This window comes from Acinetobacter towneri, assembly GCF_017498585.1.
GTDB classification, from domain to species: domain Bacteria; phylum Pseudomonadota; class Gammaproteobacteria; order Pseudomonadales; family Moraxellaceae; genus Acinetobacter; species Acinetobacter towneri.
Window position 1 is genome coordinate 827,850 of record NZ_CP071766.1, and the last position, 19,907, is coordinate 847,756.

Consider the following 19,907-nt stretch of genomic DNA (forward strand, 5'->3'; position numbering starts at 1 on the left):
TTCTTCATTAAAAAGTGCTTCTGATTGAAGCACTTTTTGATTAACTATGGGTTTCTTCCTCGGCATCATCCTCATAAGTTTTGGCAATTTTTTCAATATTTAAACTTTTTGCCATCGCATCAAAAATTTCTTTATAAACACCATTTTGATGATAAAGCGCATCATGTTCGCCATGTTCCGCAATCCTGCCATCTTTCATGACATAGGTGTAATCGGCATCAATAATTTGCGATAAGCTATGTGAAATGATGATGACCGTACGCCCTTGTTTAATTTCATCGAGGCTTTGTTTGATTTGTTCGGTTGCAATGGCATCCAGACTAGCAGTCGGTTCATCTAAAAAAATAATAGGTGGATTTTTCAGGAACATACGTGCAAGGGCAATCCGTTGTTGTTGACCGCCTGAAAGCATGAGGGCATCTGCGTCATAAGCCTGAGGCAATTGCAAAATTTGTTCGTGAATAGAGGCTTTTTGGGCTGCCAGAATCACATCTTCCAAGCTTGCATCAGTTTTGCCATAACGAATATTTTCAAAAATAGAGCCTTGGAAAATATGATTTTTTTGCAAAACCAAGCCGATATGGTCACGCAAATATTGAGTGTCGATGTGGTTAATATCAATCCCATCGAGCTGAATTGTTCCCTGTTGTGGTTCATAGAATTTATCTAATAAACTGATCAGGGTAGATTTTCCTGCTCCCGACAATCCCACCAATGCGGTAATTTTATTGGGCTGAATCTGCATTTGAATGTCTTTGAGTGCATGATGTCCATTCGGATAAAAAAAGTTTACCTGTTGCAGATCAAACTGCCCTCGAATAACTGGTTTAAGCGTACCACTTGGCTCAATTTCATGCTCGGCTTCCAAAATTTGAAAGAAGCTTTCTGAATAGATCATTGCATCATTGACTTCATCATAAATACGATGCAATGAGCGAATTGGGGCAGAAACATTGCCAAACAGCAACACGTGATACATGATCATGCCGATGCTCATTTGTCTATCTAACACAAAATAAGCAGTTAAAATAATAATCAGCACCACGCCAATTTGTTCAATAAAGCTTTTTAAACCATCAAATAAAAAACTGGTTTGGCGGGTCTGCATTTGATTGTGGGTCAGTTTTTTCTGCAGGGTGAGTTGTTTTTCTGCTTCGATGCTTTCTCTGTTAAATGATTTAATCACGGTAATTGAGTTGATGATGCTGAGAATCCCTTGGCTTTTTTTCTCACGTCCATCACGTAAATTACGTCGCCAGCTTCCTAGTTTTTGTGCCTGCTGATAGGTCAGCCAAAAATAAATAGGCACAATGAGTGTCGCGACCAAGCCCACATAAAAATTGGCATAATACATTAAGCCCAAAGCCACAATTGCACTGGTAAAGAGTGGCAAAATATCAATAAAGAAAATTTGCACTAAGCGGGTGAGCGAACCAATGCCACGATCTATACGTGTTTGTAATTTACCTGCTTGGTTGTTGTCCTGATTAAAAAAGGCCAGTCGATAACGCAAAAATTTCTCAATAATGCCCTGTGCCAAATCTTGTGACACAAAAATGCGTAGTTTTTCACCATAAAACTTCTGTCCAAACTGCACAAAGGCATTGATGATTTCTTTACCCAGCAAAATGGCTGAAATGGTGATTAAAATGTGCCAGCCTGCAGACAGACCTTGTCCTGCCTCAATTAAGGCGTTAATACGGTCAACAGCGTATTGTAAAGTTAGTGCATTGACTTGAGCTGTTAATGAGCCGATGAGCGTTAAAACTAAGGTAGCAATCACCAAGAGCTGATAAGGTCGAACGAAGGGACGCAATTTTTGAAATAAATGCCATAAATTCATAAGCTATTATTGTTATAAGAACGATGATTTTAAGTCTAAGGATGAACTTCACGACTCACAAGCCAAAAAGCTGTGTCATTTTGTGAGCAGTCCTGATCCTTGTTTTAGATTAAACAATAAGCTATTCAGCATAGGAATGACCATGAATCTAGAATTGTTTGCACCTGAGCGTTGTGACAACGTACTGCCTTATGACGGCATTGTGCAGGACTATGGTTTGGTGCTGAGTGCGGAGCATAGTGAGCGTTATTTGCAGTATTTTCTGCAACATTTGGCATGGCAGCCTGATGAAGGTCTGCTCTTTGGTCAGTATTATCGGACACAGCGCCAAGTGGTATGGTATGGCGATGAGCAGTATCAATATCGTTATTCGGGAGCAGTTAAGCAGGCACTGCTATGGCAGCCTGCTTTGTGGCGATTGAAACAGCAAATTGAACAATGGGTCGGGCATCCCTTTAATTCATGTTTGGCCAATTTATATCAAGATGGTACGCAGGGCTTGGGTTGGCACAGTGATGATGAGCCGAATTTAGGCAGACACGCTGTCATTGCATCTTTGAGTTTGGGGGCAACCCGTAAATTTTGTTTTCAGCATAAACACCGCGCCAACAAGGTTGAGCTACTGTTGCACAGCGGTCAGTTGTTGGTCATGCGTGGCACGACACAACACTATTGGAAACATGCCTTAATGAAGTCCAATAGAATTATACAACCCAGAATTAATCTGACCTTTCGCTATTTTCACACGGCTATTGAATAAAACTTGATTTAGCACTCTAAATCCTTATTCAGGAATAAATTTTAATTGTATTTAAATTCAGTGCTTTAAGGTATCAATAACCTAAATCTTTAAGTGAGTTCTATACTAAAACTGGTATTCAGTACTTCCACCTGTTTTTCAATTTGTTCTGCATTATCCTGCAAAATTTCAATCAGTTTTTGCAAATTGACAAATTCAAAACGGTTTTTAGATGCCAGCAGCGTCAATGCATAAGGTGCATCTTTAGATGAAAAACGAATCGGTACAGATAAGCCTGCAATTTCTGCATCGAGTTCGCCGTTAGAAAAATAATAGCCTTGTTTTTTGATTTTGCGCATTTGCTGCAAAAAGTCATCTTCATCTTGTGCAAAATTGACTTGTGCCAATTCGGTAGAAAAACGCTGGTAATAGTCTAAAATTTTAGCTTTAGGCAGATGCGCCATAATAATTTTTGGCGATGAGCCGACATAAACAGGACGTGGGCAGCCGCGACCATAAGACAGCAAAGGCGTATCTTTAAAGATTTCGTGATGCACATCAATGCAGGAATCTTGATTGAGTTGGGTCAATAAACAGCAAAACTCTGTACGTTCCGCAATTTTTTTCATAAACGGAATACTGATGGTGACCAAAGGATCGGTCGTGCGAGAGATAAAATCCAATACCGCAATTTTTGGCCCAAGGGTGTAATCTCCCGATGTGCCACTCATGCGCTGCAACAACTCTGCTGAAACCAACTCTTTTAAATAGCGGTAACTGGTAGGCTTAGATAAACCAAGTTCCTCACTAATGGTATCTACATTAATGACAGGACGTGCGGTTGAAAATAAGTCTAAGACTGTGAGAATCTTGCCAAAGCTAGACAGTGCCATGCGGATTTACCCATTCACACCAAAAGGATGGTGTCACTTTATATCAAAAAATCGCCAGACCAATAGACTTTTTAAAGATGATCTTAGGCATTCTAACGATCAATATCCCAATTCTTTCGTTTATCGTTGTTATCTATTCAGAAACAGGATTTAAGGCTGAATGCCGTGAGGCTCACGATACCAGCTTTCAATCAATAGTGCTGCGGCAAGACTGTCGGCTGCGAGCTTTTTGCCACGCCCTTGGGCTTGATAATGATCAAGCTCATCACGTGCTTCACGTGTGGTTAGGCGTTCATCGACCATTAGGGTGTTGATATTGCTTTGATGGCGTAAGCGTCTGGCAAACTTACGTGCACGGGTAGACAGTTCCGACTCGCTATCATCCATATTTAAAGGTAAGCCCACTAGAAATAATTGTGGCTGATGTTGCTTGATGATTTTCAGCAAGTTTTCCCATTGTGGAATGCCATCTTTCATGGGGAAGAGGGCGAGTGGGGTCGCACTTTCAATTAGTGCCTGCCCCACAGCCATGCCCATTTTTTGCGTACCGAAGTCAAATGCCATGATAGTTTGGGCTTGTGTTGTTTCAGGCATGACCAATCTCTGAAGATAACCATGTTGGATCTACGCCCATTTTACGATAAGCGGCATCCCAACGGTCGTCATAAGGTAAATTGAAAATCAAGTCCATGTCCGATTCACAAATGAGCCAATCGCCACGGGCAATTTCTTGTTCCAGTTGCTGTTTGCCCCAACTGGCATAGCCCAAGGCAATTTGGTAACGTCCAACGCCTTCGTTGTGGGCAATCGCATCTAAAATATCTTTAGAGGTGGTGATACAGACATTTTCACCAACAGCGATAGATGAATGCCAAGTTGGCTGCCCTGTGTGTAAAACAAAACCTGCCTCAGGTCGTAATGGACCACCTTGTAGAACTTCGTGAGGATGCACATTATCTGCGTCTATATCTAAATCATTGAGTAATTCTTTGATTTGGATACCCGATGGACGGTTGATAATAATGCCTTGCGCACCGTCTTCATCATGACGTGCCAAATAGATGACGGTGTTTGCAAAAAACTCATCATTCATATCGGGCGGGGCTATGAGACAGCGATGCGTCAGATATTGTTTAGTCACCTAAGCAATTCTCCTTAATCTGAGGTGGTGGCAAACAGAACTGTAAACCGACTTGGAAACGTAAACGAGTTACAGCCAAATCATGCAAATATACATTTCTTAGCTGTACTTATCCCATAAAACCACTGTGATGACAACTTTGCTTTGGTAAAAGTGAGACAAAGGATAAATAAAAGAATAAATTTAAAATTTAGAAAAAATGATGTCATTAAATTTATCTATTTAGTTACAAAGTTGAAGATATAGGAACATAATAATTGATTGCTTTATTATCTTTGTGATGTGGGTTTGTTTAAATGTTTTAGTGTATATTTTTTAATCTACTTTTAATTTTAACGAATGTGATTTCTGTTTTTTAATTGCAAAATAGGCAGTTTGATTGCATTTATATTCTCTTTTATTAAATATTAAGTTTGTCTAATGAATAGTGGTTTTTTAATATAAAAAATCTATAAGTCTATTTATTTCTTTTGTAAGTTTTGTGCTTTAGTGTAAAATTTGTGTTTTTTATAGCTTGATATGTTTCAATAAATATACATAAAATACATATTGAAACAAAAAATAATTGTTTGTAAGATGGTGAAATTTTCATCTTTTATAGCTTTTTTTGATGGTTTAATATGAATTATTTAATAAAGGGAAGTTTGTTTGCTGCTGTTTTTTCAGCTTCAGTTTTTTCTCAAGCAGCAATTTTTGGAACTTATAATGATGAAGGTAATTTGTTTCGCAGTCATTTGAATAATCATTTATCTGAAGATTTAGTTGCTAAATTTAAAGATAAAGTAGATTCAAAAGACGGCGTACTATATTTACTGGAGCAGGCACGTTTATTACAAGTCAATCATCAGTATGAAGAAAGTTTGAATCATTATAAGCAGGCTTTTGAATTTCTAGATAAACAAAAAAGTCGTGCAAAAATTAGTCTGAGTCGGGTCGGATTTAAGGCACTTTCTATGGTGAGTAATGATTCGGTGGTACCTTATTTGGTGCCACCTCATGAACAGGTATTGGCGCATATTTCTCAAGCGAAAAATTATATTTTTTTAAAAAATCTTGAGGCTGCTGCAGTAGAAATGCGTGTTGCACAGGGCATTCAGCGTGAAATTGAACTGGCACATCAGGCTGAGTTTGAAAAGAAAAAAGAGAAAAATACAAAAGCAAATACATCTTCAAATGCCGCATTGCATGTTTTAGATGAGGCATTTGTTGGCTTAGATCCAATTGCGGGCAAGATTAAGAATACTTATCAAAATGCTTATGCTTTTTATATGGCAGCTAACTTGTGGGAAACCTTAGGCGAATACAACGATGCTTTGGTGGATTACAAAAAAGCTTATGAGTTACAGCCTGATGAGCAGATTGCTAAAGATGTAAAGCGTTTAGATCAATTGGTTGCAAAACAAAGTAATAGTAGTGTGCCTGTTATTGTATTTATTGAACAAGGTATCGTTCCACAGAAAATTGAAAATAAGTTAGATATTCCGACTCCAGGCGGCATTATCAACATTGCTTTTGCGACTTATGAACCTAGCACTTATGTTGCACCCAAAAGCCTGAAAGTGAAGCTGAATAACCGAGTTTTGCAAGACAGTTATGTGATTAGTGATATTGGTGCATTGGCTGTTAAAGACTTAAAAGAAAAAGTCGTTGGAACTTTAACAACCCAAGTGATTCGTGCCACAGCCAAATATGCTGCTCAAAAAGAGCTTGGTAACCAATTTGGTGTTTTAGGGCAATTGGCAGGTAACGTGCTCAATATGGCAACCGAGCGAGCAGATTTACGAGCTTGGACAACTTTGCCAAGTAATACGCAAATTGCACGTCTGAACTTAACGCCAGGGATACACAACTTACAGTTATCGTCAGGTAATTTGTCAAGCTCCTCTGTGAAGTTAGATGTAAAAGCCAATGAGACAGTATTTGTTTATGCACATCATGTAAATGACAAAATTACAGCAAGTGTAAGTAGTATTCCACGCCAATAATTTTGAAGAGAACTTTATGAAAAATCAGTTAAAACTCGCATTACTCGGTCTTAGTGCTGCGGCGATGGTTGGATGTACAGCCCCTAATGCTTTGTCTACACAGACAGATGCGAATAACGAAGTAAGTATTCGCACCATTACCAATAACCCAGTCTTAACCACTGAGGTATTTGTTGAGCGTGTGGGAATGTCTATGGCAGGCGACTTAAAAAAGGCATCAATTGCCATTAAAAACCGCCGTTTCAATAACAAAGATTTTAGCTACAAAATCGTATGGGTCGATGCACATGGGGCAGAAGTGAACCCTGAAGGTGCGATTTGGAAACCAATTCAGTTAACGGGTCGAGAGGTGAAGGGCGTGCAATCTTTAGCACCAAATCCATCGGCTGTAGATGTTGTTGTGTATTTAAAGAAATAAGCGAGATAGAGCAATGAATGCAAAGTTAATCATGGCTGTGGTAGCAACTTCTGTTTTGGCAACAGGTTGTGCAACAACGGGTAGTGCAGTGAGTTATGGTGATGCTCAAGCTGTAGAAACTTTAACGAAAGATTTTGGATCGACAGATCTACAAATGATTGCTGCAAAGATGGTGGATGATATGCTGACCTTCCCACCTGTGGTGCAAATGACGCAAACTCGTCGTCCAGTCATTGTGCTTGATCGTATTCATAACAAGACACAAGAACATATCGATACAGAATCTATTACAGATACGATTCAGAACAAATTAATTAATTCAGGGAAGTTTCGTTTTGTAGATATGAAATCTGTCAATGCGATGGCGCAGCAACTTGCCTATCAAAAGCAAAGCGGCATGGTCAATCAAGCGACTGCAGTGCGTACTGGTGGACATATCGGTGCTGAATATATGCTCAATGGCAATCTATCTAGTATTGTAAAAAATGCAGGTGGTAAGAGCGATGTGTATTACAAGTTCACATTTAAATTGCAGAACTTACAAACTGGCATTGTAGAGTGGACAGGCGAAAAAGAAATCCGTAAGGCAGCAAAGCGCTCAACTTTTGGTCTTTAATTTAATCTGAAAGCAACTGCGCTGTGATAAGCGCAGTTGCTGTTGAAGAATAGAACATGAAAAAAATATTATTTGCAGGCTTATTATCTGGATTACTGTGCAGTCCTGCTTTTGCTGCGATTAAAGAAGTGATTAAAGAGGCAACGGGTAGTGGTCCAACACAACACCAAGCTATTTCTGAGGCATTATTGATTGCAGTTCAATCGGTGAATGGTGCTTCGGTATCGTCACAAATGAATTATGAAGAAACAGTTTCTTTATCTGTAAATAATCAGGGCTGGACATATACGGGTAAAGTTTCACCTGTATTTAGTGTAGCCAATCAAGGTTCGGGTTCTGTCACCAAGTTTCAGGTCTTGAGTGTTTCTGGTGCTAAAAATAATTATCGCGCTAAAGTTCGCGCACATGTGGTGAAGTTTGAATCTACTGTACAAGATCAACACATGCGCCGTATTGCAGTCTTGCCATTTCAAATGGCAGAAAAAAATAACCGCTTAGCCAGCGGTGCTTCTGCTTCTGAGTTTAGTCAAGAATTATCAGATACTTTAGGTACTTATTTGGCACAGTCAGGGCAGTTAAGTGTTGTTGATCGTCATTACATAGATGAAATGCAATTTGAAAATGACTTCCTGTATTGGGATGGTGCACCGCATGAGTTAGCGCGTATTGGTCAAAAAGTAGGTGCTGATTATTTACTCGTGGGGCGTATTAACGATTTGTCAGTTGCTAGCGGTCAACAAATGTATGGGTTAAATGCTGGTGCAGAGCAGGTGCGTTTAACGTGGCGAGTGATTGAAGCGAATACCAGTAAGGTAGTTGCGGCAGGGACTTTTAATCGTACCTTATCGAACTTGATGACACAGAATCTTTTAAATAATAGTTTAAATGATAGTACTGCAGATAAGATTGCCCAAAGTTTAAATCCTGAAATTTTACAGGGTCTTAAACTACAACCTGTGCAATCTTCTAGCAGTCAATTTTATGATACCTCTCCAGGTTATGAAATGACACCTGGTTCAAGTGACCAACCTGTGAAATGGTAAATAATGATTAAGCTTGTTTTAGACCTAAATAAATCCCCCTGAAAATCAGGGGATTTATTTTTTAAGCCTGTTGAAACTTCAATTGGCGTAATTGTTTGGCGTGTTGCAAGGTAGTGTCATTAATTTCAACACCGCCTGTCATGCGTGCCAATTCTAAAATACGCGCATCTTCTTCTAATTCAACAATGGTACTGCTGGCAGGATCGGTCTGACGCTTTTTCACTAAAAGGTGTTGATCAGACTGTGCTGCCACTTGTGCTTGGTGGGTAATACATAAAATTTGAACGTGTTGCGCCAAACCTGCGAGTAAGCGCCCCACAATTTCTGCGGTACCACCACTAATCCCGACATCAATTTCATCAAAAACCAAGACTTCGGCTTCGGTTTTTTCGGCATTCATGACTTGCATAACCAAGGCAATCCGCGATAATTCACCACCAGAAGCCACGCGTGCCAATGGCTGTGCAGGAATACCTTTGTTGGCGGTAAACAATAATTGAATAAAACTTAACCCCTCCGCAGAAACCTGCTCTAAAGGTTCAAACTTAAATTCAAAATGTGCCTCAGGCAGTGCCAACTGTTTGACTTGCTCGGTCAGTTGTTTGGCAAGTGGTGCGGCTGCTTCACGACGGATGTCATCTAAATGTTGTGCTTTGGCTAAAAAGTCCTGATGTGCCACTTCGACTTGTTCTGCCAAAGTTTCAGGGTCTTCAAGTTCATGTAAAGCAGTGAGCTCAGTTTGCCAAGTATCAAATTCTTGTTTTAATAATTCAGGTTGTGTGCGGTATTTACGCGCTAAACGATGAAAGACTTCTAATTTTTGATTCAGTTCTTCCATGCGTTCAGGGTCAAAGCTTTGACGATCAATAAACTGACGTAAATTGGCTGTCGCATCATCTAATTCACTTTGCGCATTTAACAATGAGTTATAAATTTCTGATAATTGTTCACTTCGTCCCGCATGCGATTCCAAGCGGCGAATAATCGAAGCAATTTCCTGAGTGATGTTTTGCTCGGCTTCGTCTAAGGCATTTAAGCTATAACTGCAGTCCTGCATGATATGTTCATGATGGCTTAGGCGATCAAACTCTTGTTCAATCTCCTTATAATCGATTTGTACCAGTTCTTCGAGTTCTTCGAGCTGTAAGTTCAGGGTTTCGATGCGTTGCTTGCGGGTTGCCTGTGCATCCAGCGCTGCCTGATGCTGTCGGATATTTTTTTGCCATGTACTGTAAGCATCACGTACTGCTTGGGCAGGGGCATAAAAATTATAATAACGATCAAGCCAGTGTTTTGGATAAGGCGGTTCGAGCAATTGTTGCTGACTGTGCTGACTGTATAACTGTACCAGTAAGCGTCCAATTTCTTTCAGCTCTGCCAAACTGCTTGGACGACCATTAATCCATGCTTTGCTGCGCCCTGTGGCAAAAATTACCCGACGTAAATGGATTTCACCAGACTCATCATCTAATTCATGTTCTTTTAGCCATTGTGCTTCAGGGCTATTGTCCTGATAACTGAAACTCGCGGTCACATCGGCTTTATCTGAGCCAAAACGTACATAATTGGTATCGGTACGTTCACCTAAACAGGCAGAGAGCGCATCTAAAAGTAAGGATTTACCTGCACCTGTTTCCCCTGTCAGAACGTTAAAACCTGTTTCAATATCCAGTGCTAAGTGGTCGGCAAGGGCAAAGTTAATCAGTGTTAAATGAGTCAGCATAAACGCATCCAAGCTGCGAAAAGTGTCAGTGAAAGAGAGTTAAGTTTTGGAAATGCCATAACAAGGCTGTTATTTTCGTCTGTTTAATTCTAGCTTAAATTGCAGCACAAACAACAAAAAATGTACCCGATAAGCATCCTATATAAAACGCAAGACTCGTTGACCATTTCATTTGATAGTCATCAAATTGCAGTATATTCACTTGGGGAGTTTTCGGTGCTGCTTGATATGGTGGAACTTAAATGATACACATACTATTTGTGATCTGTTTCACATTCAGATTTAGCACTTTAGTGGGGAAGAATCTAGAGCAGAGTACTTTGCATGCCTCTGGCATTGGCTTAGACTGTGCTGTCAGCGTGTTGCATGCTGCGTATTGAAACATTGTTCAATTTACGCAAAGCCCACTGTAAACACAGATTGATTAGTTCTGAGGACAGAATTAAACTACATCAGTCAAAAATATAAAAACGCGTTACCTGGAGAATACGCATGTCAGCTCAGTTTGATCATGTATCAGTTGTGAAAAAGTCGAATGTCTATTTTGGTGGGCAATGCATCAGTCACACGGTGCAATTTGAAGACGGTACCAAAAAAACCTTAGGGGTAATTTTACCGACTGAACAAGCCTTGACTTTCGAAACGCATGTACCTGAACGTATGGAAATTATTTCAGGTGAATGTCGTGTCAAAATTGCCGATAGCGAAGAAAGTGAATTATTCCGCGCGGGTCAATCGTTCTATGTGCCTGGCAATAGCCGTTTCAGCATCGAAACCGATGAAGTGCTCGATTACGTGTGCCACTTAGAAGGCTAATCAGCCGATAATAGGGTATTGAATTAAGATTTCATTTCTCTCCTGCTTGAGCACCCAATCAAGCGGAATTGAATCAAGAAATTTTCACCCGAATCGGTTAAACTAGATCTTATTGAAATCCTGTAAAGTCAGCTTTGCAGGATTTTTCGTTTTCGCTGGTTTATTGGTGCATTAATTAGAGGTCGTTCATGGCAAAACCTGAATATTATTATGGCGTTCACTCGGTGGAGTCATTATTGGAGCTTGAGCCAGAGCGCGTCTTAACTCTTTTTACCTTAAAAGGGCGTGATGATCAGCGTTTACAAAAGATTTTAGAACTTGCCGAACCATTTGGCATTAGTGTGCAAAAAGCCAGCCGTGACAGCTTGGAAAAACTGGCAGGTTTGCCTTTTCACCAAGGAGTGGTGGCTGCAGTACGCCCACATCCAACTCTGAATGAAAAAGACTTGGATGCCTTGTTGCAGGCTGATAGCAAGCCTTTACTTTTGGCGCTCGATCAAGTCACCGACCCGCATAACTTGGGTGCGTGTATCCGTACTGCCGCTGCGATGGGGGTTACTGCCGTGATTGTGCCGCGTGATCGTTCAGCAAGTTTGACCCCAACTGCACGCAAAGTAGCTGCAGGTGGTGCAGAAAAAGTCAAATTTATCCAAGTGACCAATTTGGCACGTACTTTGGCGCATTTGAAACAAGAGTTTAATGTGCGCGTGGTGGGTACGATGCTGGATGAAAAAGCTTTGCCAATTCAGCAATTTGACTTTACAGGCACAGCAGTATGCGTGGTGATGGGCGCAGAAGATACAGGTTTACGCCCAATTACCCAGTCACAATGTGATCAAACCGTATTTATTCCAATGGCAGGAAATCTGCAAAGTCTGAATGTCAGTGTTGCAACAGGTATGGCCTTGTATGAAGCTTGTCGTCAGCGTCAGGCTTAATTGCTGATTTTGTATTTGCTATTTTATTGATGCTTTCAACACCGTGATTCGTCTATCTCCCCAAAAGCAAGGTTATGCTTTGGTGCTTGTTACCATGTGCATTTGGGGTGGTTTTACCCTAACTGCTCGGCTGAATGCACAATGGCAGATCAGTGCTTGGGATATTACCGCCTTACGCTTTGCTTTGGCTTTTTGTATTTTAATGCCGATTCTTATCTGGAAAAAAGATACGGCATTTTTATGGAAAAAAGAGCCTTTTATTTTGGCAATGATTGGTGGAGTGGGCTATTGCCTGACTGCGTATAGTGCTTTTCATTATGTACCTGCTGCGCATGCTGCCATTTTTTTGAATGGCTGTATTCCTGTTTGTACCGCCATTGCTGCTTGGATGTTATTTCGAGTGCCTTTTGACCGCCATACATGGATCAGTATTGTAATTATGCTGACCGCCATTGCGGGTATGAGTGCGCTGATGTATCAAGAAACAGGTGTTGCCTTTGGACTTGGGGATGGACTGTTTTTTATCAGCGCTATTTGGTGGGGTGTGTTTACGGTTTTATTAAGACAATGGAAGCTTTCCGCTTGGCATGCTATGGCGGGTGTCGCAATTTGGTCGGCAATCGTCTATGTCCCGATTTACGTACTGTTTTTCCCGAAACAACTCAGCACACCTGAACCGATTCATTTATTGCTGCAAACTATTTTTCATGGAGTGTTTGTGGTGATCATCGCAACACTTAGCTATGTCGAGGCAATTAAGCGTTTGGGAGCATTCAAAACTGGCAGTATTGTGACCTTGGCGCCGTTTATCGCTGCGATTCTTGCTGTCCCTTTATTGGGTGAACCTTTGAGTTTAGCAATTTTATGTGGCTTGGTGGGTATGGGGATTGGTGCTTTGCAACCTTGGCGTTGGTGGGCCCGACCTGACAGCTTAAAAGCTCAACTTGAACAGCAAAAACAACAGTCAGATTAATTTGCTTACTGCATCGCTCGCTTTAAATACTGCTGATGCAATACTTCAAGTTTGCTATACAAATGATCTAAATGCCCATCATTTAGCACAATGTCATCGGCTAGGCGTTGTTTTTCAGCACGTGGCATTTGTGCTTGAATAATTTTATGAATTTGCTCAACCGTTTGACCATCACGTTGTGAAGCACGGTGAATTTGTAGGGCTTCAGTAGCATCAATCAATAATGTATGTCGGGTCAATTGATGTTGATTGGTTTCAAACAAGAGTGGTGAAACCAAAACCACATAGGGACTGTCGGCAGTATCTAATTGTTGAATAATCGATTCACGAATTGCAGGGTGGGTGATTTTTTCAAGTGCTTGTCGTGCACTTGGTTCTTTGAAAATGTGTTCACGTAATGCGCGACGATCTAGTTCGCCATTTTCAAGTAAAACCCAATCGCCAAAGTGTTGTTGAATTTGCTTTAAGGTAGGCTGTCCTTTTTCAACCACTTCACGTGCAACAACATCCGCATCGACCACAACAATGCCTTGGGTCTCGAACCACGCACTGGCTGCAGACTTGCCACTGCCAATTCCTCCTGTTAGACCCAAAACAAAACGCATGTGCTGTCCTTATTGTCCCAAATATACTTTCATGATTTGCTCGCCCCATAAAAAGGCAATCCAGCCCGCAATGGCGATATACGGACCAAATGCAAAGGGTTGGTTTTCTTTACGCACTTTTAACAGAATAATGCCAATAATAGCCCCAACTAAGGACGATAGCAGCACAATCAGGGGTAACATCATCGGCCCCATCCATGCACCTAAAGCGGCAAGGAGCTTGAAGTCACCATAGCCCATGCCTTCTTTGCCTGTGACGATTTTAAACAGGTAATACACCACCCATAGACATAGGAAGCCAATTACATAACCCCAAATTGCCGATGTCGGTGAGGTATAGATGGCATAGCTGTTGACTGCCAAACCCAGTGCAGCCAAAGGCAGGGTGTAACGGTCTGGCAAGAGTTGTGTATCAAAATCAATGAAGGTGAGTGCAATCAAGGTATAAGTGAGCAGCAAACCAAACAGCATTTGTACAGTTGGGCCAAATACCGCAAGCACAATCAGGGCGCAAACAGCGGTTAATACTTCAATCATTGGATAACGTACGCTGATCAGGTTTTGGCAGTTGCTACATTTACCGCGTAATACCAACCAACTCAGCACAGGAATATTTTGATACCAACGAATTGGGTTGTGACATTTGGGGCAGGTCGATGCAGGTTTGCTCAGGGTGATTTTACTTTCATCAATAATGGCTTGTTCAGGATGTAATAACATTTGGCAGTCATTACGCCACTCCTGTTCCATCATTTTTGGGGTGCGGTAAATCACCACATTCAAAAAACTGCCAATACATAAACTAAAAAGTCCAACTGCGATATAGAGCGCAGTTGGATTTTGGATAAAGTACGCGATTAATTCTTGCATTAAACCACAGAACCCATTTGGAAGATTGGAAGGTACATGGCGACAACTAAACCACCCACTAAAATACCCAAGACAGACATAATCAACGGCTCCATCATTGAGGTTAAGCCATCTACTGCGTTGTCGACTTCGTTTTCATAGTGGGTTGCGACTTTATCTAGCATGGCATCTAGCGCACCTGATTCTTCACCAATGGCGACCATTTGCACTGCCATAGACGGGAATTTATTGGTGACACGCATGGCGAATTGTAGCTGTTGACCTGTCGCAACATCATCACGAATTTTCATCACGGCTTCTTCATAGACCACATTATTGGTTGCCCCAGCGGTAGATTCCAAGGCATCAATTAAGGGTACACCAGCAGCAAAAGTAGTGGCTAAAGTACGGCTATAACGTGCAATAATCGCTTTATAGACCAAGTCACCAAAAATAGGCGCTTTCAGTGCCGCTTTGTCTAAGAAGTCACGGAATTTTTTACTGCGTTTTTTAGTTTCCAAGAAACCTGCAATGATGACCCCAATCACAATAATCAGAATAAACCAGTATTTCTGCATCCATTGTGACATGTTCACCACCATTTTAGTGAAGGCAGGCAAGTCCGCACCAAAAGAGCTAAACAACTCTTCAAACACAGGTACGACTTTCACCATCAAAATAATGGTCACAATCACGGCCACCACAATGACCGTTGCAGGGTATTTCATGGCTTTTTTAATTTTTTGTTTGAGTAACTCACTCTTTTCTTTATAGATCGCGACACGATCTAGCATGGTTTCTAGGGCACCCGATTGTTCACCAGATTCGACCAAAGAACAAAATAGGTTGTCAAAATATTGAGGATATTTACGCAATGCGCCAGCAAAGGTATTCCCGCCTTCCACTTCACCTTTAATGCCTAAAACCACTTCACGCATGGCGGGGTTTTCAAGACCTTCGGCAACAATCTCAAAGCTTTGTACCAAAGGCACACCTGCTTTCATCATAGTGGCAAGCTGACGCGTGAAAATAGTGATGTCTAAGGTCGACACCCGTTTTTTCATTAAGCCTTCAAGAATATTCTTTTTCTTTTGGCGAATCGTCTTGATGGTAATCCCTTGTTTACGCAATGTGACCTTTGCCAAGGCCATATTACGCGCTGGAATTTCCCCTTTTAACTTAGCCCCTTTGCGGTCAATCCCTTCATAAACGAAGGTGGGCATCATCTGTGCTTTTTTGACAGCCATGCGTATTTATCCTTATTTTAAATTTTACAACTATTCACTGGTCACACGATTGACTTCTTGCAATGAAGTCACCCCCTGCATGACCTTAAGTAACCCCGAACGACGCAGATTGTTAAACCCCGATTTTGCTGACGCATCAGCAATTTGGATGGCATTACCATCCTCCATAATAATTCTAGAAATTTCTGGTGTGACTTTCATCACTTCATAAACACCAACACGTCCTTTATAACCTTCACGGCATTCAGAACAGCCTACAGGTTGATAGACCTGAAATTCTGGATTGCTCAAATCGGCTTCAGTAAAGCCCATTTCCAATAAGCTTTGTTTTGGAATATCGGAAGGAGCTTTGCAATGCGGGCATAGGCGTCGTGCCAAACGCTGTGCAATGACGAGGTTTACCGAAGTTGCGATGTTGAAGGAAGGAACGCCCATATTGCGTAAACGCGTTAAAGTTTCTGGCGCACTGTTGGTGTGGAGGGTAGATAAAACCATGTGACCTGTTTGGGCTGCTTTAATTGCAATTTCTGCAGTTTCAAGGTCACGAATCTCACCCACCATGACAATATCAGGGTCTTGACGTAAGAAAGATTTCAGGGCGGCAGCGAAGGTTAAGCCTACTTTATTGTTGACGTTAACCTGATTGATGCCTTCTAAGTTAATTTCCACAGGGTCTTCGGCGGTGGAAATGTTGGTATCTTCTCTGTTTAAGATATTTAAGCCTGTATATAGCGATACCGTTTTACCCGAACCCGTTGGGCCTGTAATCAGTAACATGCCTTGCGGTTTTTCTAAGGCTTCCATGAACAATTCTTTTTGTTCTGGTTCATAGCCCAAAGCGTCAATCCCAAGCATCGCGCTAGATGGGTCAAGAATACGCAGTACGATTTTTTCACCGAACAATGTTGGCAACGAGTTCACACGGAAGTCGATGGACTTGTTTTTAGATAGTTTTAATTTAATACGACCATCTTGCGGGACACGCTTTTCAGAAATGTCCATTTGGGACATCACTTTTAAACGTGATGCCAAGCGGTTAGCTAACTGTAAGGGTGGGGTGGCAATTTGACGTAATACACCATCGACACGGTAACGCACTCGATAGGTTTTTTCATACGGTTCAAAGTGTAAGTCCGAAGCACCCATGCGAATTGCATCAATCAGTAATTTGTTGATGTATTTAACAATTGGGGATTCATCACCCTGCGGTTCATCTTCTGCAGCTTGTTCTGGTTCGCTGTTACCATCTTCAAAGTTGAGATCGAAGTCATCATCTTCAAATTCAAAAGCAGACTCACTCGCAAAGTTTTGTTCAATCAGTTTTACCAATTTATCGTGTTCGACCACAATGGCTTCAATATTCATTTTACTGTTGAAACGAATGGCATCCATTGCTTCGATATTGGTCGGGTTACTGGTCGCAACGTAAAGCAGGTGATTGCGCTTAAAAATAGGTAAAAGGTTATATTTGCTGAAAAGCTTTTCATCAATGCCTTCACGCACGATGAGCGCAGAGTCATACACGCTTAAATCAAAAATAGGTTCGCCAAACTCATTAGAAATTTTTTCAGCAATGATTAAAGGCGCGATATTTAGGTTTTGAATGAGATAGGGAACAATATCAACATTATCTTTTTGTGCGGCTTTAATGGCAGTTTGCATATTTTCAGCAGAAACGAGCCCATCTTCGACCAAACGTCGAATAAAACCTGTAAATCTAGGTGTAGCTTGTTGTACTGACATTCCCCAACGTCCTCAAAATCAAGATTGTTTATAATTGGTATCTTAAAATTATACTTTTGTTGCACAAAAATACCATATCTGAAAGTGCTGTCACCACCTAAGTATCGCCTAAAAGCATGAACCAGTTACATTAATCTGCTAAAAAAATTGTAAGTCCTGCCATGAAAAGATACTTCATGCAGCAGTTTGATGCAAAGCTTGTACAAAAAACTCAGCAGAAATGTGATTTGCGTGTAGAATGTGCGCGATTAAATGAATTGTTTTTGCAGGTTATTCTATGTCGGCTACGACGATTAAGCCTTGGGTGGTTGGCAATTGGAAGATGAATCCGATACATGCCGATGCTCAGCAACTTATTTCTGAATTTAAAACATTATTACAAGACAGCCCTGTAGAGGCTGAAAAGTGTCATTTGGGGATTGCACCTGTCACTTTGGCTTTAACTCAAATTCAAGCTGCATTGAGCGAAGCAGTACGTCCTGTCTATACCGTTGCACAAGACCTTTCCCGTATTGCGGGTTTGGGTGCATATACAGGCGAAGTCAGTGCAGAATTGCTAAAAGACAGTCAAATTGATTATGTATTGGTTGGGCATTCAGAACGTCGTGAACTTTTTGCAGACACACCAAGCATTTTGAATGAAAAAGTTAAAAATGCCTTGCAGGCAGGTTTGACAGTTATTTATTGTGTGGGTGAAAGTCTGCAACAACGTGAAAGCGGTCAGGCAGAGCAAGTTGTTTTGCAACAAATTTGTGATATTGCTGCTGTGGTTGACGCTGAGCAATGGCAACAGATAGTGATTGCGTATGAACCTATTTGGGCAATTGGTACAGGCAAGACCGCATCACCTGAAGATGCGCAAACCATGCATGCAAAAATCCGTGAAGGTTTAAGCCAAATCACCGCTTATGCGGTGACTCTACCGATTTTATATGGTGGTAGTGTAAAACCAGAAAATGCCGTAGAGTTAGCAGCCTGCCCAGACATTAATGGTGCTTTGGTCGGTGGTGCATCCTTAAATGCGGCATCGTTCCATCAAATTGCGCAAGCCTTTGCAAATACACAATAATGAGGAGTTCAGCATGCAAACATTTGTGCTGGTAGTACATATTATCTTAGCCATTTTAATGATTGGACTAATTTTGGTTCAGCATGGTAAAGGTGCAGATGCAGGCGCTTCTTTTGGTGGCGGTGGTGCGGCAACCGTATTTGGTGCGTCAGGTTCAGGCAACTTTTTAACCCGTTTAACGGCAATTTTAACAGCCTTGTTTTTTGCAACCAGTTTAACTTTAGCGGTGTTTGCCAAGAAACAAACCACAGGCGCATATAGTTTGCAGACTGTACAAACGACTGCACCTGCACAGCCTGTATCGCCTGAAACTTCACCAACTGCGCCTAAAAGCGCTGAATAATTTTATTTAGCACTTTCTTTTTTCGCATGATGCGACTAGAATGCGTCACAGCTGCGGTGGTGGTGGAATTGGTAGACACGCTACCTTGAGGTGGTAGTGCTTTCGGGCGTGGGGGTTCAAGTCCCCCCTTCCGCACCAACTTATAATCCAGAAAACATAAGTTGGTGTTAAGCAGCAAATCTGTTGATGCGGGATGGAGCAGTCTGGTAGCTCGTCGGGCTCATAACCCGAAGGTCGTTGGTTCAAATCCAGCTCCCGCTACCAATCAATCCTAAGCTTATCGTGAATTAAGCGTAGGCAACTTAAATTATTTTAGGTTGAGATAAGTATTTACATGTTGTTGCGGGATGGAGCAGTCTGGTAGCTCGTCGGGCTCATAACCCGAAGGTCGTTGGTTCAAATCCAGCTCCCGCTACCAATATTTTAAAAGTGTGATTATGCTCTAATATGAGTTTTACGCTTTATACTGACTAAGGTGCAACTTAAGTCAGGCAAAAATGCTAAGTTTGATTGAAAACTTATTCATATTTGTATATAATTTTTGCACGTTGATGCGGGATGGAGCAGTCTGGTAGCTCGTCGGGCTCATAACCCGAAGGTCGTTGGTTCAAATCCAGCTCCCGCTACCAAGTTTCTAATGGTGTGGTACGTTAGTTTTAGTTGATTGAATTCAGCATAATAAACTAGCAAAGATGGTTAGATTTAGTCTAATCCCCGCAACCAAGTTTCTAAAGAGGCTCACAACTAGGTGGGCCTTTTTGCACAGTGGATATTGGTTTTACTGTGCAAGAATAGGGGCGATTACGCCCTTTTTTATTGGCTATCGTGTAGTGTCGATACAAGCCGTGCGCGGCCTAAAGTCAAAGTGTCATGTTTCACTACTACTATAGTTTGTATGAATGTGTAGTGGTCAAATAAGACCA

At 41.3% G+C, this 19,907-nt stretch carries 19 protein-coding genes and 4 tRNA genes; 14 read left to right on the plus strand and 9 right to left on the minus strand.

Annotation, left to right across the window (positions count from 1 at the left end; translation table 11 throughout):
* Positions 1–40: 40 nt before the first annotated feature.
* Complete coding sequence (locus J4G44_RS03920) at positions 41–1,843, minus strand: ABC transporter ATP-binding protein (protein ID WP_154321120.1); 1,803 nt, start codon at positions 1,841–1,843, stop codon at positions 41–43.
* A 142-nt stretch (positions 1,844–1,985) separates the two neighbouring features.
* Between J4G44_RS03920 and J4G44_RS03925 the strand changes: the two genes are divergently transcribed.
* Complete coding sequence (locus J4G44_RS03925; RefSeq protein ID WP_179996325.1) at positions 1,986–2,603, plus strand: alpha-ketoglutarate-dependent dioxygenase AlkB family protein; 618 nt, start codon at positions 1,986–1,988, stop codon at positions 2,601–2,603.
* Between the two features lie 89 nt (positions 2,604–2,692).
* On the opposite strand, the gene J4G44_RS03930 is transcribed toward J4G44_RS03925, so the two are convergent.
* The 3 genes from J4G44_RS03930 to J4G44_RS03940 all read right to left on the minus strand — a co-directional run bounded on the left by J4G44_RS03930 (position 2,693) and on the right by J4G44_RS03940 (position 4,616).
* Positions 2,693–3,475 (minus strand): IclR family transcriptional regulator, encoded by a 783-nt coding sequence (locus tag J4G44_RS03930; protein WP_167845729.1) that lies wholly within the window; start codon positions 3,473–3,475, stop codon positions 2,693–2,695.
* 150 nt (positions 3,476–3,625) lie between these two features.
* Positions 3,626–4,069 (minus strand): Holliday junction resolvase RuvX, encoded by a 444-nt coding sequence (ruvX, locus tag J4G44_RS03935; RefSeq protein ID WP_104852952.1) that lies wholly within the window; start codon positions 4,067–4,069, stop codon positions 3,626–3,628.
* On the minus strand, positions 4,062–4,616 hold the full coding sequence (locus tag J4G44_RS03940) for a YqgE/AlgH family protein (protein ID WP_004975844.1): 555 nt from the start codon (positions 4,614–4,616) through the stop codon (positions 4,062–4,064). The genes ruvX and J4G44_RS03940 overlap by 8 nt, the downstream gene beginning before the upstream one ends.
* Positions 4,617–5,236: 620 nt before the next feature.
* On the opposite strand from J4G44_RS03940, the gene J4G44_RS03945 reads away from it, so the two are divergent.
* Genes J4G44_RS03945 through J4G44_RS03960 form a run of 4 tightly spaced genes read left to right on the plus strand, consistent with a single transcriptional unit; the run spans position 5,237 to position 8,678 of the window.
* Entirely contained in the window at positions 5,237–6,601 is a 1,365-nt protein-coding gene (locus tag J4G44_RS03945; protein ID WP_154321119.1) for a COG3014 family protein, read from the plus strand.
* A gap of 16 nt (positions 6,602–6,617) precedes the next feature.
* Positions 6,618–7,019, plus strand: a complete 402-nt coding sequence (locus J4G44_RS03950; protein ID WP_004975847.1) for a DUF1425 domain-containing protein — start codon at positions 6,618–6,620, stop codon at positions 7,017–7,019.
* A gap of 13 nt (positions 7,020–7,032) precedes the next feature.
* Positions 7,033–7,635: a penicillin-binding protein activator LpoB gene (gene lpoB, locus J4G44_RS03955; RefSeq protein ID WP_004975849.1), complete on the plus strand. Its 603-nt coding sequence runs from the start codon at positions 7,033–7,035 to the stop codon at positions 7,633–7,635.
* Between the two features lie 56 nt (positions 7,636–7,691).
* On the plus strand, positions 7,692–8,678 hold the full coding sequence (locus tag J4G44_RS03960; RefSeq protein ID WP_004975851.1) for a CsgG/HfaB family protein: 987 nt from the start codon (positions 7,692–7,694) through the stop codon (positions 8,676–8,678).
* Positions 8,679–8,739: 61 nt separating this feature from the next.
* Here J4G44_RS03960 and recN read toward each other — a convergent pair whose 3' ends face one another.
* A complete protein-coding gene (recN, locus tag J4G44_RS03965; RefSeq protein WP_004975853.1) occupies positions 8,740–10,401 on the minus strand; it encodes a DNA repair protein RecN in 1,662 nt (553 codons plus the stop codon).
* Positions 10,402–10,893: 492 nt separating this feature from the next.
* On the opposite strand from recN, the gene ppnP reads away from it, so the two are divergent.
* From ppnP to J4G44_RS03980, 3 genes are all read left to right on the plus strand, one after another.
* Positions 10,894–11,217: a pyrimidine/purine nucleoside phosphorylase gene (gene ppnP / locus J4G44_RS03970; RefSeq protein ID WP_004975854.1), complete on the plus strand. Its 324-nt coding sequence runs from the start codon at positions 10,894–10,896 to the stop codon at positions 11,215–11,217.
* Positions 11,218–11,405: 188 nt separating this feature from the next.
* Positions 11,406–12,155 carry a 23S rRNA (guanosine(2251)-2'-O)-methyltransferase RlmB gene (rlmB, locus tag J4G44_RS03975; RefSeq protein ID WP_004975856.1) on the plus strand — a complete coding sequence of 250 codons (750 nt, stop codon included), beginning with the start codon at positions 11,406–11,408 and terminating at the stop codon, positions 12,153–12,155.
* 94 nt (positions 12,156–12,249) lie between these two features.
* Positions 12,250–13,128: a DMT family transporter gene (locus tag J4G44_RS03980; protein WP_042068576.1), complete on the plus strand. Its 879-nt coding sequence runs from the start codon at positions 12,250–12,252 to the stop codon at positions 13,126–13,128.
* A 5-nt stretch (positions 13,129–13,133) separates the two neighbouring features.
* Here the strand turns inward: J4G44_RS03980 and coaE are convergent, their stop codons facing one another.
* The 4 genes from coaE to pilB are packed head-to-tail and all read right to left on the minus strand — an operon-like array spanning position 13,134 to position 17,572.
* Positions 13,134–13,733, minus strand: a complete 600-nt coding sequence (gene coaE / locus J4G44_RS03985) for a dephospho-CoA kinase (protein ID WP_004975860.1) — start codon at positions 13,731–13,733, stop codon at positions 13,134–13,136.
* Positions 13,734–13,742: 9 nt separating this feature from the next.
* Positions 13,743–14,603, minus strand: a complete 861-nt coding sequence (locus J4G44_RS13600; RefSeq protein WP_004975862.1) for a prepilin peptidase — start codon at positions 14,601–14,603, stop codon at positions 13,743–13,745.
* Positions 14,603–15,829, minus strand: coding sequence for a type II secretion system F family protein (locus tag J4G44_RS03995; protein ID WP_004975864.1), 1,227 nt, complete (start codon positions 15,827–15,829; stop codon positions 14,603–14,605). The genes J4G44_RS13600 and J4G44_RS03995 overlap by 1 nt, the downstream gene beginning before the upstream one ends.
* 30 nt (positions 15,830–15,859) lie before the next feature.
* The gene (pilB, locus tag J4G44_RS04000; RefSeq protein WP_179996326.1) at positions 15,860–17,572 is read right to left on the minus strand and encodes a type IV-A pilus assembly ATPase PilB; all 1,713 of its coding nucleotides are present in this window, start codon (positions 17,570–17,572) and stop codon (positions 15,860–15,862) included.
* Between the two features lie 277 nt (positions 17,573–17,849).
* Here pilB and tpiA point away from each other — a divergent pair, with 277 nt between their 5' ends.
* From tpiA to J4G44_RS04030, 6 genes are all read left to right on the plus strand, one after another.
* On the plus strand, positions 17,850–18,641 hold the full coding sequence (gene tpiA / locus J4G44_RS04005; protein ID WP_019836081.1) for a triose-phosphate isomerase: 792 nt from the start codon (positions 17,850–17,852) through the stop codon (positions 18,639–18,641).
* A 13-nt stretch (positions 18,642–18,654) separates the two neighbouring features.
* A complete protein-coding gene (gene secG / locus J4G44_RS04010; RefSeq protein WP_004975868.1) occupies positions 18,655–18,984 on the plus strand; it encodes a preprotein translocase subunit SecG in 330 nt (109 codons plus the stop codon).
* 53 nt (positions 18,985–19,037) lie between these two features.
* Positions 19,038–19,122: transfer RNA gene (locus tag J4G44_RS04015), tRNA-Leu, on the plus strand.
* A 49-nt stretch (positions 19,123–19,171) separates the two neighbouring features.
* A tRNA-Met gene (locus tag J4G44_RS04020) sits at positions 19,172–19,248 on the plus strand.
* A gap of 77 nt (positions 19,249–19,325) precedes the next feature.
* A tRNA-Met gene (locus tag J4G44_RS04025) sits at positions 19,326–19,402 on the plus strand.
* 134 nt (positions 19,403–19,536) lie between these two features.
* Positions 19,537–19,613: transfer RNA gene (locus tag J4G44_RS04030), tRNA-Met, on the plus strand.
* Positions 19,614–19,907: the final 294 nt, after the last annotated feature.